The 14,161-nt window shown below is 67.7% G+C and carries 14 protein-coding genes; 6 read left to right on the forward strand and 8 right to left on the reverse strand.

The genetic code is table 11. The features are described from left to right. Positions 1-53: 53 nt before the first annotated feature. Genes BN977_RS10945 through BN977_RS10955 form a run of 3 tightly spaced genes read left to right on the forward strand, consistent with a single transcriptional unit; the run spans position 54 to position 2,309 of the window. The gene (locus tag BN977_RS10945) at positions 54-1,208 is read left to right on the forward strand and encodes a 3-ketosteroid-9-alpha-monooxygenase, oxygenase component (RefSeq protein WP_036397581.1); all 1,155 of its coding nucleotides are present in this window, start codon (positions 54-56) and stop codon (positions 1,206-1,208) included. Further along, a complete protein-coding gene (locus BN977_RS10950) occupies positions 1,205-1,675 on the forward strand; it encodes a hypothetical protein (protein ID WP_036397582.1) in 471 nt (156 codons plus the stop codon). The genes BN977_RS10945 and BN977_RS10950 overlap by 4 nt, the downstream gene beginning before the upstream one ends. Positions 1,676-1,697: 22 nt before the next feature. Continuing rightward, positions 1,698-2,309 carry a sensor domain-containing protein gene (locus BN977_RS10955; protein ID WP_024451490.1) on the forward strand — a complete coding sequence of 204 codons (612 nt, stop codon included), beginning with the start codon at positions 1,698-1,700 and terminating at the stop codon, positions 2,307-2,309. Between the two features lie 3 nt (positions 2,310-2,312). Here the strand turns inward: BN977_RS10955 and BN977_RS10960 are convergent, their stop codons facing one another. From BN977_RS10960 to BN977_RS10970, 3 genes are read right to left on the reverse strand one after another with little or no spacing between them, the layout of a single operon-like run. Beyond that, positions 2,313-3,458 (reverse strand): sulfotransferase family protein, encoded by a 1,146-nt coding sequence (locus BN977_RS10960; RefSeq protein WP_024451491.1) that lies wholly within the window; start codon positions 3,456-3,458, stop codon positions 2,313-2,315. Positions 3,459-3,460: 2 nt separating this feature from the next. Continuing rightward, the gene (locus BN977_RS10965) at positions 3,461-4,243 is read right to left on the reverse strand and encodes an SDR family oxidoreductase (RefSeq protein WP_024451492.1); all 783 of its coding nucleotides are present in this window, start codon (positions 4,241-4,243) and stop codon (positions 3,461-3,463) included. Continuing rightward, positions 4,244-5,371 carry a hypothetical protein gene (locus BN977_RS10970; RefSeq protein ID WP_036398902.1) on the reverse strand — a complete coding sequence of 376 codons (1,128 nt, stop codon included), beginning with the start codon at positions 5,369-5,371 and terminating at the stop codon, positions 4,244-4,246. It lies immediately after the preceding gene. Positions 5,372-5,469: 98 nt separating this feature from the next. On the opposite strand from BN977_RS10970, the gene BN977_RS10975 reads away from it, so the two are divergent. Both BN977_RS10975 and BN977_RS10980 read left to right on the forward strand, forming a co-directional pair. Beyond that, positions 5,470-6,402 (forward strand): IclR family transcriptional regulator, encoded by a 933-nt coding sequence (locus tag BN977_RS10975; protein ID WP_036397583.1) that lies wholly within the window; start codon positions 5,470-5,472, stop codon positions 6,400-6,402. Positions 6,403-6,511: 109 nt separating this feature from the next. Further along, entirely contained in the window at positions 6,512-7,153 is a 642-nt protein-coding gene (locus BN977_RS10980; protein WP_227456198.1) for a GNAT family N-acetyltransferase, read from the forward strand. Here BN977_RS10980 and BN977_RS10985 read toward each other — a convergent pair. Beyond that, the gene (locus BN977_RS10985; RefSeq protein WP_024451496.1) at positions 7,115-9,202 is read right to left on the reverse strand and encodes a RecQ family ATP-dependent DNA helicase; all 2,088 of its coding nucleotides are present in this window, start codon (positions 9,200-9,202) and stop codon (positions 7,115-7,117) included. The two genes, BN977_RS10980 and BN977_RS10985, sit on opposite strands and share 39 nt — an antisense overlap. 162 nt (positions 9,203-9,364) lie before the next feature. On the opposite strand from BN977_RS10985, the gene BN977_RS10990 reads away from it, so the two are divergent. After that, positions 9,365-10,411, forward strand: a complete 1,047-nt coding sequence (locus tag BN977_RS10990; protein WP_024451497.1) for an alpha/beta fold hydrolase — start codon at positions 9,365-9,367, stop codon at positions 10,409-10,411. 8 nt (positions 10,412-10,419) lie between these two features. On the opposite strand, the gene BN977_RS10995 is transcribed toward BN977_RS10990, so the two are convergent. The 4 genes from BN977_RS10995 to BN977_RS11010 form a co-directional block, all read right to left on the reverse strand. Beyond that, the gene (locus BN977_RS10995) at positions 10,420-11,085 is read right to left on the reverse strand and encodes a TIGR03943 family putative permease subunit (RefSeq protein WP_024451498.1); all 666 of its coding nucleotides are present in this window, start codon (positions 11,083-11,085) and stop codon (positions 10,420-10,422) included. Further along, a complete protein-coding gene (locus BN977_RS11000; protein ID WP_024451499.1) occupies positions 11,082-12,065 on the reverse strand; it encodes a permease in 984 nt (327 codons plus the stop codon). The genes BN977_RS10995 and BN977_RS11000 overlap by 4 nt, the downstream gene beginning before the upstream one ends. 103 nt (positions 12,066-12,168) lie before the next feature. Then, positions 12,169-13,224, reverse strand: coding sequence for a 4-hydroxy-2-oxovalerate aldolase (gene dmpG, locus BN977_RS11005; RefSeq protein ID WP_024451500.1), 1,056 nt, complete (start codon positions 13,222-13,224; stop codon positions 12,169-12,171). Then, positions 13,221-14,150 carry an acetaldehyde dehydrogenase (acetylating) gene (locus BN977_RS11010; protein ID WP_024451501.1) on the reverse strand — a complete coding sequence of 310 codons (930 nt, stop codon included), beginning with the start codon at positions 14,148-14,150 and terminating at the stop codon, positions 13,221-13,223. Before BN977_RS11010 ends, dmpG begins: the two co-directional genes overlap by 4 nt. Positions 14,151-14,161: the final 11 nt, after the last annotated feature.

Here is a 14,161-nt window from a genome sequence, read left to right on the forward strand (position 1 = left end):
GGAGCAAAACTGTAACGTGTTCTAGTTAGAGAGACCGATACGGGAGGCCCACCGTGAGTACCGAATCTGCCGCCGCCGGCATCAGGGAGATCGACACTGGCGCGCTGCCAGATCGCTATGCGCGCGGCTGGCACTGCCTCGGGCCGGTGCAGGACTTCCTGGACGGCAAGCCGCACCCGGTGCAGGCGTTCGGTACCAAACTGGTGGTTTTCGCCGACTCGCAGGGTGAGCTCAAGATCCTCGACGGCTACTGCCGCCATATGGGTGGTGACCTGTCGCAGGGCACCATCAAGGGCGACGAGGTGGCCTGCCCGTTCCACGACTGGCGCTGGGGTGGTGACGGCAGGTGCAAGCTGGTGCCCTACGCCAAGCGCACGCCGCGGCTGGCCCGAACTCGTTCCTGGCACACCGACGTCCGCGGCGGCCTGTTGTTCGTCTGGCACGACCACGAAGGCAACCCGCCGCAGCCCGAGGTCCGGATCCCGGAGATCCCGGAGTTCGCCAGTGACGACTGGACGGACTGGCGGTGGAACTCGATGCTCATCGAAGGTTCCAACTGCCGCGAGATCATCGACAACGTCACCGACATGGCGCACTTCTTCTACATCCACTTCGGGTTGCCGACCTACTTCAAGAATGTCTTCGAGGGCCACATCGCCTCGCAGTACCTGCACAACGTGGGCCGGCCCGACGTGAACGACCTTGGTACCTCGTACGGCGAAGCACACCTGGACTCCGAGGCGAGCTACTTCGGGCCGTCGTTCATGATCAACTGGCTGCACAACAACTACGGCGGTTTCAAGGCCGAGTCGATCCTGATCAACTGCCACTACCCGGTCACCCAGGACTCGTTCATGCTGCAGTGGGGCGTCATCGTCGAGAAGCCCAAGGGCCTGGACGAGAAGACCACCGACAAGCTGGCACGGGTGTTCACCGAAGGCGTCAGCAAGGGCTTCCTGCAGGACGTCGAGATCTGGAAGCACAAGACCCGGATCGACAACCCGCTGCTGGTCGAGGAGGACGGCGCCGTCTACCAGATGCGCCGGTGGTACCAGCAGTTCTACGTCGACGTCGCCGACATCACCCCGGACATGACCGACCGGTTCGAGATGGAGGTCGACACCACGGCCGCCAACGAGAAGTGGCACGTCGAGGTCGAGGAGAACCTCAAGCGTCAGAACGAAGCCGCGACCCAACCGACCCAATGACCACCCACAACGAGCGGGCCCGGACGCCGGATGTCGACAATCTGGCCCGCTCGATGCTGGAACTGCTCGGCCACGACGAGCACGACCAGCCCGCCGGCACCGCCGCGCCGGCGGCCGGCTCCTGGTCCAAGGCACCGGATTTCGCCGACGACCCACACCGGGCCGCCGCCGTGCGAGAGGCCACGGCGCGGGATCGGGAGCGCTACCTGACGTCGGGCCTGGTGTCGGTGGACTGCCGGTTCTGCCACGTCGCCGTGCAGGTGAAGAAGCTGGGTCCGGAGCACACCTCGGTGCAGTGGAACGGTGAGGCCACCCGGCGGTGCGCCGTGTTCAGTGAGATCCGGGCCGCCGGCGGCGATCCCGCCCGGGCCCGGTCCTGCCCCAAGCTGACCGATAGCATCAGGCATGCCGTCGCGGAAGGCTGTCTGGAAGAGGTGTCGAGCGCGCCGTCGCCTGGCGACGGCTAGCTGCGTCGTCGCGGTCGGGCTGATGGCCGACCTGACCGGGTGTACCCGCGTCATCGACACCGCGGTACCGCATTCGGCGCCGCGGGTGGGCCCCATCCTGGCCACCCAGGTCGGCGATCTGCTGAGCAAGCACGCCCAGGACAAGGACGGCAACCGGTTCGTCACGGTCGAACCCGACTCCTGCGCGGGCGTGGCCCGCGAGCAGGACGCCCCCTTCATCGTCGAGCACCATCCGGCCGCCACCGACGGCGGGCATTGGGTCACCACGGACGGCCACGAGGTGTACGTCGAGGAGATCGTCGCCGTGTACGCCTCGGACTTCGACCCCAGGGCCGCCGTCGACGGGGCACGGGCCATCCTGGCGTCGTGCCGGGACACCCCGTTCACCGTCGCCGACATGAAGGGCCGCACGTACCAGTTCACGATGGGGCCGGCGCCGGCCGATCCGCGGTCACCGGACATCGTGGTGTGGTCGTTCCACGGCGCCGACTGGGCGTGCGACAACGCCTTCGTCGCCGCGCACAATGCGGCCGTCGAGCTGACCACCTGCGGCCCGGTCAACGGTTACAACGTCGGCGCGCTGGCCAAGGATGCCCTCAAACGCATTGAGCAGCTTGCCAATACCACCGCGTGACGGTCACAACCCCTTGAACCGCTCCTTGACCTGCTCGGCGGTCAACCCGTAGTCGGCCAGCGAATAGGTGTGCTTGGGCGCGCGCGGCCCCTGCTGGCTCTTGGCGTGGCTGTCCTGCATGGCCTGGCGCGCCGCGTCGGTGAACTCGATCCCGAAGGTCCGGTAGATGCCCTCCACCGCACCGATCGGATCCTTGACGAACTCGAAATAGTCGACGTCGCAGAACTGCGCCGGATCATGCTTGGCCCGCTCGGCCTCGAAGAGTTCCAGTCCGCGTGACCAGGTTTCCATCGAGTCGGCCCCGATCACCTCGCCCCGGAACGTGTTCGACCAGCCCTCGGTGGTGTGCTGGGCCAGCGAGCACATGGACGCCATGATCGTCTCGGCCGGCCGGTGACACTGCACCACCAGCGCGTCGGGATACGTCGCGAACAACGCATCGAGCGCGAACAGGTGACTGGGATTCTTGAGGACCCAACGCTTTTCCGGTTCGTTGAGGCCGATCAGTTGCAGGTTGCGGCGATGCCGCTGATACGACTTGGTCCAGTCCTGCTGGGCCAGCCACCGCGAATAGGTGGGGATGTGCGCCAGGGTCTCGTACGACACCGAGTGCAGCGACTGCCGCAACAGCTGCCAGCATTCCTCCACCTCGTCGGCGGTCATGTAGTGCAGACCGGTGTAGTCCGGGTTCTCCTCGTGCGCCTTGGTGAACTGGGCGTCCAGCTGCGCGAAAACCGGGTTCTGCGACCAGGTTTCCCGCGGCGGCCGGGGCTGCGGGAACTCGGCCAGCCACAGTTCCAGGCCCTGGTGCGCGGGGTCGGCGGTGAGCAGCCGATGGATCACCGTCGTGCCGGTGCGCGGCAGCCCGGTGACGAAGATCGGTCGCTCGATCGGGACGTCGGCATGCTGGGGGTACTGCTTGAACGCCGCCTCGGAAACCAGGCGGGCGACCAACGCATTCCTGACGAAGAAGCGCTGCATCTTGCTGCCCAACTCGGTCAGGTCGGCGTCGCGCTGATAAGCCTCCAGCAGGACCGCCAGCGCCTCCTTGTAGTTGTCGTCGTCGGATCCGAAATCGTCCAGGCCGCAGGCCTTGACGGCCGACGCGTGCAGGTCTTCGACGGTGCCTACATTGGTTCTGGGGCTCATGATCAGTACTTGTACTCTCCGCAGTTGACGTCCAGGGTCTGGCCGGTGATGCCGCTGGACAGGTCGCTGGCCATGAACAGGATGGCCGAGGCCACCTCGTCCTCGGTCGGCAACCGCTTGAGGTCGCTGTTGGCCGCAGCCGCCTTGTAGATCTCGTCCACCGTTGTGCCGTATTTGCCGGCCTGATGCTCGAAGTAGCTCTGCAGCGTGCCGCCCCAGATATAGCCGGGCAGAACGGAGTTCACCCGAATACCGGCCTCACCGAGCTCGCTGGCCAGCGACTGGGACATGGCCAGCAGCGCGGACTTGGCCAGCTTGTAGGCACCCTGCTTGGGATCGGAGTGCCGGACCACCATCGAGTTGACGTTCACCACCGATCCCTTGGCCTCCGTCAGCGCGGGGGTGAAGCCCTGGATCAGCCGCAGCGCCCCCAGCACGGTGAGCTCGACGGTCTCACGGATGTGCTCATAGCTGGTCTTGGCGAACGGTTTCATCGACGGCACCCGGAACGCGTTGTTGATCAGCACGTCGATCTTGCCGTATGCGGCAACCGATTCCGACACCAGATTGGCGACCTGCTCGTCGTCGGTGATGTCCGTGCCGATCGCCACCGCCCGCCGGCCCAGCGCGGTCACCTGCTTGGCGACATCATCCAGGCGCTCCACGGTGCGCGCGGCCAGCACCACATCGGCGCCGGCCTCGGCGCAACGCCGGGCCAGCGTGGTGCCCAGCGCCGGCCCGACACCACTGATGACGACGACCTTGTCTTGCAACAGTCCGGACATCTAACCCACCATTCTTTCGCCGATTTGCTTCTGCCGCAGCGCGATCCGGGCCCGCCAGTCATCCTCGGATATCTTGTTCGATTCGTGGTACGGCAGCTTTGCCGGCAGCTCGGCCAGGTCCACGATCTCGGCGGTCGGTCCGTCGGCCTCGGTCAGTTCGCGCGACACCCGCTGCCACCGGAACTGCAGATAGCCCTTGCGGTGCCCCAACGTCTCACACCAGTTCGTCACCCCGGGATTCGAATCGGAGACCACGATGCGGATCTTGCCGTCCGGATCCGCTTGGGCCTGAGTGCCGTTCAGCGAGGTCTGGTGGTTGATGTAATCCAGCGAGATGTACCACAGGCTGCCCAGCTGGAAGCCCAGATACGGCGCGTCGGTGACGGGCAGCGTGATGAGCACGGCCTGGTCGGGCGTGATGTCGTAGTGCCCGACCGATGAGTACTGGGTGGCCAAGCCGCCGGGTGTCAGCCGCGGCGCGGTCAGTGTGTTGACCCGCAGGTTGTCGTAGAACCATTTGGGGAACTGCAGCCAAGTCTTGACGCGCTGCACCAGTTGCGCGCCCGCCACCGCGAAACGCTTCTCGATCAGCTCACGGGTGAGCGGCGGTGGCGCCGTGCCCGCGGTGTCGGTCCGCGCGATGGCGAAGGAGCCACGCTGGGCCGACCAGTCGTTGTAGACCTCGCGGATCACCAATTGTGACGGCGTCGCCGGGGTGAACCGCCATTCGAAGGTGCCGTCCTCGGCGATGTCGAGCTTGCGATCGTCGAACGCGGTCTCGCTGTCGGGCACCACCTTGTCGGTGTATTCACCGCCGAGCAGCTGGAAGCTGACATCGGTGGTGGTCCCGCGGCGCCCCGTCACCACATACTCGTGACCGGCGTGCACTCGGGTGCCGAAGTACATGGTGTCCGGGTTGTCCAGGCCCATCTTGTTGAACGGACCGGTGCCCGTATGCAGGAACGGGTGGTCCCGGTCGTAGTCGAACGCGATGTGGGTGCAGGCCGAGATGCCGCCCGCGAGGTACTGGAGACCTTCCATGAGGTCGGCTTCGGACTCGATGAAATGCGCCTCGCACACCAGGCGCTCGGCCTCGGCGATGGCGTCCAGGAATGGTTGTGCGTACATCTCCATCCGTTCCCTGCGTTCCAATATTGGACCGCAGTGGTAGAGTTTCCGACCTGAGACTAGAACGCGTTCTAGTCTCAGTCAACGAAGGGGTCGTCATGACATTGCCGGAACCGGCCGGCCGCGCGTCACCGCCGACAGCTCGGGTGGTGGCGATCCTGGAGTTCCTGGCCCGCCATCCCCACGACCGCTTCGGGTTGTCCGAGCTGGCCCGCCGGGTCGGGCTGAGCAAGCCCACCTGCCTCGGCATCGTGACGACCCTCGCCGACGCCGGCTATCTCGTGCGCGAGGCGACCGAGAAGACCTATCGATTGGGCCCCGCGTTGATCGCGCTGGGCCACACCGCACAGGAATCGATGCGGGTCAGCCCCGCCGCACGCACCGAGCTCGGGCGACTGAGCGAAGCGTTCGCCGGCACCGCGGCGCTGTCGGGTGTGGTCGACGACCGGATCACCCTGCTCGAACTCGTCGCACCGACCGGCACCCCGCCGGCGGTGCGGGTCGGCCAGAGCTACCCGTTCGCCCCGCCGGTCGGGCTGATGTTCGTGCTGTGGGACGAGCGCGCGGTACGGGAATGGCTGGCCAAGGAGCCGACCATCCCCCTGCGCACCGACAGTGAGCGCCTGGAACGGGTGATCGCCGAATGCCGCAGAACCGGTTACCTGGTGGAGCGCCTCACCCCCGGCGGCCGGCGGCTCTACGCCCTGATGGCCGGGATGTCGAGCACACTCCCCGACGAATTACGGGCGCTGCTGGGTGAATTGGTGTCCGATATCGGGGAGCGTGTGTATCTGCCGAGTGATGAGCCGCTTGCGCGAAGAGCAGACAGCAGCGAAGCGGATCCGCACACCCGCCACGACATCAGCGTCATCGCCGCCCCGGTGTTCGACCACCACCGGCGCCAGGTGATGGTCGTCTCGCTCCAGGTCGGCCACGCGCTGACCGACCGCGAGATCACCCAGCGGGCGCGTGCCGTGATGGCCACCGCCGGCACGCTGACGGCCCAACTGGGCGGTACCGCACCGGACTGAGCACACCGTGTGGCGCCAGCCCGCAACCGAAAATCGTTTCCCCTGAACCGCTTCCTGTGCTGCGATGGCAGCCATGGCGGATCCGATCTGGCCTCTGGCGGAGCTGGAGGTGAGCACCCCGAACCTGGCCCTGCGCTACATCACCGACGAGCTGGCCACCGAGTTGGCGATGCTGGCGGCCCGCGGCATCCACGACCCGGCCACCATGCCGTTCACCGAGCCCTGGACCGACGTCGAGTCACCGCGGCTGGAACGCAATACCGTGCAGTACTTCTGGCGGTGCCGAGCCGAGGTCACGCCCGAGCATTGGGATATCCCCCTGGCGGTGATGGCCGACGGCCGGCCCGTCGGGGTGTGCACGGTGCATGCCGAGGACTTCCCCCAGCACCGCTCGGTGACGACGGGATCCTGGCTGGGCCGCGCCCACCAGGGCCGCGGCCTCGGCAAGGAGATGCGTCAGGCCGCGCTGCACCTCATCTTCGCGGGTCTGGGCGCGCAGCAGGCCGTCACCCGCGCGTGGCATGACAACGCGGCATCGCTGGCGGTCACCCGTTCGCTGCCCTACGTGCGCACCGGTGATGCGGTCGAGCTGCGCCGTGACCGCCAAGACCTGATGCTCTCGTTCACCATGACCCGGGACGCCTGGAACACCATCCGGCGCAGCGATATTCGACTCACCGGCGTCGAGGCGGTCGCCGGTCAGCTGGGGTTCTCAGCGCACCGCGGCCAACGCGAACGGCAGCACGGCTGAGGCGCCGGCCCGGCGCACCACCCGGGCCGCCATGGTCAGCGTCCACCCGGTGTCGGCGAAATCGTCGACCAGCAGCACCGGTCCGACATCGATCGGGGTGGGTGGCTCCCAGGCGTCCCGCAGCCCCGCCACCCGGTACGCCGAATTGGCCGCGGTGACCGGCCGGTGCCCGGCCCGGTAGCCCAGGACGCCGAGGTCGGTCAGCCGGCCGATCTGCGCCAGCCGCGCCGCCACCGAACGGATCAGCAGCGGACGGGTGGCCGAATCCATGGCCAGCACCGCGGTGGGCCGGGCCGTCCAGTCCCACGCCTTGAGCACCTCGATGGCCGCCTGCACCACGTCGTCGGGAACATCGCCGTCCGGCTCGTCGAGCAGCCGCCGCAACCGGGCGCCCCAGCCGAGGTCGGTGAGCCGGCCGATCACCCGGCCGGGCTCGGGTCCGTCCGGGATGCGCCCGGACAGCTCGACACCGATCGCCGCCAACCCGGTGGGCCACTGCTTGCGCGGGGCGAGTTCCACCCCGGGACGCATCAACTGGGCACGGGCCGACTCCGCGGCCGCGGCGTCCACCGTCGACGCATATTGCGGGCCGGTGCAGTTGTCGCACCGCCCGCATCGGTGCTCGGCGGTCAGCTCGGGATCGTCGAGTTGACGGCGCAGGAACGCCATGCGGCACTCGGTGGTCGACTGGTAGTCCAGCATGGCCTGTTGCTCCCGCTGCCGGGCTTCCTCCAGCTTGCGGTAACGCGGCTCGTCGTACACCCATGGTTGTCCGGTGCTGATCCAGCCGCCCTTGACCCGGCGGACCGCGCCGTCGACGTCGAGCACCTTGAGCACCATCTCCAGGCGGGACCGGTTGAGGTCGACCAGCGGCTCCAGCGCGGCCGTGGACAGTGCACGGTCCGGTTCCAGCGCATCGATCACCTTGCGCACCATGGCTTCCGACGGAAAGGCCACCGAGGCGAAATACCGCCACACGTCGGCGTCCTCACGCCCGGGCAGCAGGATCACCTCGGCACTGGCGGTGGCGCGCCCGGCGCGACCCACCTGCTGGTAGTAGGCGATCGGCGAGGAGGGTGCGCCCAGATGCACGACGAACCCGAGATCCGGTTTGTCGAATCCCATGCCCAGCGCCGACGTGGCGATCAGCGCCTTGACCCGGTTGGCCAGCAGATCGGCCTCGAGTTGCTCACGCTCGGCGGCTTCGGTCGACCCGGTGTAGGCACCGACGTGATAACCGCGCTCGCGTAGCAGGGTCGCGATGTCGTGGGCCTGGGACACCGTGAGCGTGTAGATGATGCCCGACCCGGGTAGCGAATCAAGCTGCGCGGCAATCCATGCCGCGCGTTGCGCCGGGCCGCCGGCCTGCACCACCGACAACCGCAGCGACTCGCGGTCCAGCCCGCCGCGCAGCACCACGGTGTCGGCACCGCCGACGCCGACGCCCACGCCCAACTGCGCCGCCACGTCCTCCACCACCCGGTCGTTGGCCGTCGCGGTGGTGGCCAGAACCGGTATGTCGGTGCCCAATTCGCCGATGAGCGTGCGGATCCGGCGATAGTCGGGACGGAAGTCGTGGCCCCAGTCCGAGATACAGTGCGCCTCGTCGACCACCACCAGACCGGCGTCGGCGGCCAGCGCGGGCAGCACGGCGTCGCGAAAGTCCGGATTGTTCAACCGTTCCGGGCTGACCAGCAACACGTCGAGCTCCCCCGCGGCCACCCGCTGGTGCACGCCGTCCCATTCGGTGACATTGCTGGAATTGATGGTCGCGGCGGCCACCCCGGCTCGCTGCGCGGCGGCCACCTGATTGCGCATCAACGCCAACAGCGGCGACACGATCACCGTCGGGCCACGCCCGGCGGCCCGCAGCAGTTTGGCGGCGATGAAGTACACCGCCGACTTGCCCCAGCCGGTGCGCTGCACCACCAGGGCACGCCGCCGGTGCACCACCAGCGCCTCGATGGCCGTCCACTGATCGTCGCGCAGCACGGCGCCCGGGCCGGCGAGTTGTTCCAGGATCGCCTGCGCCTCGCCGCGTGTTGCCATGCCCCCATGATGCCGGGCGGCCCACCGGGCTCGACACGGCGCTCCCGCGAGCCGAACGTTTCCGCTTGACGCCGCGCGCCCTGCGTGTAGGTTTGCATTTACTTCCAAATGGCAATAAACGCCGCGCGACGGACCGCACCGCCGTCGCCGAAAGGACCGCCCATGCCCGCACCCACCGATGCCGAGTACTTCGACCTCGGCGACTTCACCCTGCAGAGCGGCCACACACTTCGGGGTGCCACGCTCGCCTACAAGACCTACGGCACCCTCAACGCCGACAAGTCCAACGTGGTCGTCTACCCCACCTGGTACTCCGGCTGGCACACGAACAACGAATGGCTCATCGGGCCCGGGCGCGCCCTCGATCCCGGCGAACGGTTCATCATCATCCCGAACATGCTGGGCAACGGTCTGTCATCCTCACCGTCGAATACCCCCGCACCCTATGACGGCCCCCGCTTTCCGGCCGTCACGTTCTACGACCAGGTCGAAGCGCAGCATCGGCTGGTCACCGAGAAATTCGGCATCTCGTCGATCGCCCTCGTCACCGGCTGGTCGATGGGTGCCGGGCAGACGTATCAGTGGGCCGTGAGCCACCCCGAGATGGTGCAGCGGGCCGCTCCGTTCTGCGGCTCCAGCGCGACAGCCCCGCACAACAAGGTGTTCCTGGAATCGTTGGTCACCGCCCTGTCGGCCGACGCCGCCTTCGCCGGTGGCGACTATGACCCCGACAAGCCGCCGATCAAGGGACTACGGGCTTTTGCCCGCGTCTATTCGGGCTGGGGTTACTCCCAGGCGTTCTACTGGGAGGAGACCTGGCGCCAGCTCGGCTACACGTCGTTGGACGACTTCCTGTACGGGTTCTGGGAGGGTTTCTTCCGCGACGGACGCGACCCCAACAACCTGATCGCGATGATCGGCACCTGGCACAGCGGGAACGTCGGGAACACACCGGGTTTCGGTGGCGACCAGAAGAAGGCGCTGGCATCGATCCGGTGTCCGCTGCTCGCCATGCCCGCGGAGAAGGACCTGTACTTCCCGCCGGAGGACGAGCAGTGGGCCAGTCAGTTCATCCCGCAGGGCGAAGTGCGGGTGATCCCCGGCATCTGGGGACACTTCGCCGGCGGCGGCAGCAATGCCGTCGACACCGATTTCATCGACGCCGGTCTGCGTGAGCTGCTGGCCAAACCGGGATACACGCCCAGCTGACCAGCCGCTCAGTACGCGTAGGTGTTGGCCGGTTTGGGAATCGGGGTGGCGCGGACGACCTCCAGCGTCGGGACGAAATTGGTGGCCGGATTCGACGTACCGGGCACCACGCGGCCCTCGACGCGCAGCCAGGTGTCCTCGGGCTGCTCGGAGACGTTGCCGGACAAGTGAACTCGGGCCAACTGCGCGTCGGCCGCGCAGCAGATGATGACCACCCGGGCCAGGTCGGCACCCATGATGAAACCCGTGGTGGTGACCGTTCGATTGTCCAGGCTGTTCGTCGAGTCCGCGGCCGCCCGCATCAGGAGTTCGGGCAGGGAGACCGTGCCGTCGGCGGGCAACGGCGGGAACGCCCGCTTCTGCGGCTGCGCGGCCGCCAGGGTTTCCGGGGCGGCACCGACCACGCCCACCGCGGGCACCGCCACAAAAGCGGTGAGCGCCACCGGGATCAGCAGCAACCAGGCCATACTGCGATGGTGATGGTGTTCGCCCGCGCCGTACCGGGCGTCGGCGACGAAGCCGGCCAGCGCGAGCGCCACGAGGAGCACCGCGGCGGCGATCAACCACGGCAGCAAGCCCGGCTTCACGAAGTTGAGGTAGGTGCCGTTGCGTACCAGCAGGCCGGCGCTCAACCCGATCAGCAGCACCAGCGTGTTCTGGGTGACCCGGCTCATGTCGTACCCAGCACCAGCAGTCCGACGACGACGGCGCTGGCCGTCGCCACCACGAACGTCACCGGCGCGAACCGGACCGCGAACGCGCGCCCGAACATGCCGACCTGCATGGCGAACAGCTTCACGTCGATGGCCGGGCCGACGACCAGGAAGACCAGCCGGGGCAGCAACGGCAACATGGTGAACCCGGCGGCGACGAAGGCGTCCGCCTCCGAGCACAACGCCAGCACCACGGCAAGCACCGCCATCATGGCGATGCCCACCAGCAGATTGCCCGCGACGTGGCCGAACACCCAGGACGGCACGAACGCCCGCAGCAGCGCCACGGCGGCCGCACCGAGCACCAGGTAGCCGGCGGATTGCAGGAAGTCGTGCCGGGCCGCGCCGGTGAAGACCGCCCAGCGCGGTGCCGCGTCGTCATGCGGGGTCGGCAGGGTGCGGGTGACCCAGTCCGTGCGGCCCCAGCGCTGCCACAGCAGACCCATGACGACGGCGGTGAGAAGCGATGCGACGCAGCGGGCCACCACCATCTGCGGCTGACCGGGGAAGGCGACCGCGGTGGCCACCAGCACCACCGGGTTGATCGCCGGCGCGGAGAGCATGAAGGTCAGCGCCGCCCCACCGGTGCCACCGCTGAACAGCCGGCGCGCCACCGGGACCGAACCACATTCGCAACCGGGCAACGCCGCCCCGCCCACGCCGGCGGCGGCCACCGCCAGCACCGGCCGGCGCGGTAGCCAGCGCTGCAACCGCTCGGCGGTGACGAACGCCGCGACCAGTCCGCTGACGATGACACCGAGCACCAGGAACGGCAGCGCTTGGACGAACACACCGCAGAAGATGGTCGCCGCCGCCGCGACGCGGGGGTTCGTCGTCAGCAGGTCACTGACGACGCTCGCCGACAAGGCCAGCGCGATGAGACCGACCAGCAGCAGTTCGAGCGAACCCGCCCGGCGGCGTGTGGTCGCAGGGGTGGCCATGCGCCCTATCTTGCCCGTGCCGGCTGGTAGTTACCCAAATCGACGTTTTGTCGGCTTGCTCCCGCACTTTTGCGCCCGTTTGATCAATTGGGCGGGAAGGGGGTCAGGCGTTGGCGGCGGCTTCTTGTTCGCGCTTGATTTCCAGGGCGATGTCGATGAGCTGGTCTTCCTGGCCGCCGATCAGCTTGCGCTGCCCGGCGCGGTGCAGGAGCTGGTGTGCGGGCACGCCGTAGCGTTCGGACTGGCGGATGGCGTGCTTGAGGAAGCTGGAGTACACCCCGGAGTAGCCCATGATCAGGGCGTTGCGGTCGAGCAGGCATTCGGCCGGCATCGCGGGGGCCACCACCTCTTCGGCGGCGTCGGCGATGTCGAAGAAGTCGATCCCGGTCTTGACGCCGATCTTGTCGAACACCCCGATCAGTGCCTCGACGGGCGCGTTGCCCGCGCCCGCACCGAACCGGCGGCACGACCCGTCGATCTGCTTGGCGCCCGCGCGGACGGCCTCGATGGAGTTGGCCACCCCCAACCCCAGGTTCTCGTGGCCATGGAAGCCCACCTGGGCGTCGTCGCCGAGTTCGGCGACCAGCGCGGCCACCCGGTCGGCGACCCCGTCGAGCACCAGCGCGCCTGCCGAATCCACGACGTAGACGCACTGGCAGCCGGCATCGGCCATGATGCGGGCCTGGGCGGCCAGCTTCTCCGGGGAGATGGTGTGGCTCATCATCAAGAACCCGACGGTTTCCAGACCGAGTTCGCGGGCCAGCCCGAAATGCTGGATCGAGACGTCGGCCTCGGTGCAGTGGGTTGCGATCCGGCAGATCTCGCCGCCGTTGTTCTGGGCTTCCTTGATGTCTTCCTTGGTGCCCACCCCGGGCAGCATCAGAAACGCGATCTTGGCGTTCTTGGCGGTCTCGGCCGCGAGCTTGATCAGTTCCTGCTCAGGGGTTTTCGAGAACCCGTAATTGAACGACGAGCCGCCCAGGCCGTCGCCGTGGGTGACCTCGATGACCGGCACCCCGGCCGCATCCAACGCGGCGACGATCGAGCCGACCTCGTCCTTGGTGAACTGGTGCCGTTTGTGGTGCGACCCGTCGCGCAGCGACGTGTCGGTCATCCGGACGTCCCAGATCGGGTTGAAGAAGATATCGGCGGTGCTCATGCCTGACCTCCAGCGGTAGCCGCGACGCGTTCTTTGGCGATTTCCTCGCCGACCTTGGTGGCCGCGGCGGTCATGATGTCCAGATTTCCAGCGTACGGCGGAAGGTAGTCACCGGCACCCTCCACCTCCACGAACACGGTGACGACGTGGTTGCCGCCGTTGACCACCGACGGCTCGTCGAACTGCGGCTCGTTGAGCAGGCGGTAGCCGGGCACATAGGTCTGCACCTGGGCCACCACCTCCTTGATCGACGCGGTGATCGCCGCGTGGTCGGCATCTTCGGGGATGGCGCAGAAGATGGTGTCGCGCATGATCATCGGCGGCTCGGCCGGGTTCAAGATGATGATCGCCTTACCCTTGGCCGCCCCACCGATGTTCTGCACCCCGGCACTGGTGGTCTTGGTGAATTCGTCGATATTGGCCCGGGTGCCCGGACCGGCCGACGCCGAGGACACCGACGCCACGATCTCGGCATAGGGCACGCCCCCTTCATCGGCCACTGCGCGACTTACCGCGTAGACCATCGGGATGGTCGCCTGCCCGCCGCAGGTGACCATGTTGACGTTCGGCGCGTCCAGGTGCGCGCGCAGGTTCGCCGGCGGGATCACCCCGGGCCCCACGGCCGCCGGGGTCAGATCGATCGCCCGGATACCGGCGGCCTCATACCGCGGCGCCGCGGCACGATGCACATACGCACTGGTCGCCTCGAACACCAGATCCGGCAATTCACTTTGCGCCAGAAGCCAATCCACACCCTCGTGGCTGGTCTCCAGGCCCAGCTTGCGGGCCCGGGCCAACCCCTCGGACTCCGGGTCGATCCCGATCATCCAGCGCGGCTCCAGCCACTGCGACCGCAACAACTTGTACAGCAGGTCGGTGCTGATATTGCCCGACCCGACAATCGCCACTGACGCCTTATCGGCCATTGCAAACGTCC

The organism is Mycolicibacterium cosmeticum, from assembly GCF_000613185.1.
Classification (GTDB): domain Bacteria; phylum Actinomycetota; class Actinomycetes; order Mycobacteriales; family Mycobacteriaceae; genus Mycobacterium; species Mycobacterium cosmeticum.

Excerpts from the sequence above, each read along its gene's own strand:
- BN977_RS10965 (WP_024451492.1), bottom strand. The coding sequence starts at position 4,243 with ATGTCCGGACTGTTGCAAGACAAGGTCGTCGTCATCAGTGGTGTCGGG.
- BN977_RS11010 (WP_024451501.1), bottom strand. The coding sequence starts at position 14,150 with ATGGCCGATAAGGCGTCAGTGGCGATTGTCGGGTCGGGCAATATCAGC.
- BN977_RS10960 (WP_024451491.1), bottom strand. The coding sequence starts at position 3,458 with ATGAGCCCCAGAACCAATGTAGGCACCGTCGAAGACCTGCACGCGTCG.
- BN977_RS10995 (WP_024451498.1), bottom strand. The coding sequence starts at position 11,085 with ATGAGCCGGGTCACCCAGAACACGCTGGTGCTGCTGATCGGGTTGAGC.
- BN977_RS10990 (WP_024451497.1), top strand. The coding sequence starts at position 9,365 with ATGCCCGCACCCACCGATGCCGAGTACTTCGACCTCGGCGACTTCACC.
- BN977_RS10975 (WP_036397583.1), top strand. The coding sequence starts at position 5,470 with ATGACATTGCCGGAACCGGCCGGCCGCGCGTCACCGCCGACAGCTCGG.
- dmpG (WP_024451500.1), bottom strand. The coding sequence starts at position 13,224 with ATGAGCACCGCCGATATCTTCTTCAACCCGATCTGGGACGTCCGGATG.
- BN977_RS11000 (WP_024451499.1), bottom strand. The coding sequence starts at position 12,065 with ATGGCCACCCCTGCGACCACACGCCGCCGGGCGGGTTCGCTCGAACTG.
- BN977_RS10950 (WP_036397582.1), top strand. The coding sequence starts at position 1,205 with ATGACCACCCACAACGAGCGGGCCCGGACGCCGGATGTCGACAATCTG.
- BN977_RS10955 (WP_024451490.1), top strand. The coding sequence starts at position 1,698 with ATGGCCGACCTGACCGGGTGTACCCGCGTCATCGACACCGCGGTACCG.
- BN977_RS10985 (WP_024451496.1), bottom strand. The coding sequence starts at position 9,202 with ATGGCAACACGCGGCGAGGCGCAGGCGATCCTGGAACAACTCGCCGGC.
- BN977_RS10970 (WP_036398902.1), bottom strand. The coding sequence starts at position 5,371 with ATGTACGCACAACCATTCCTGGACGCCATCGCCGAGGCCGAGCGCCTG.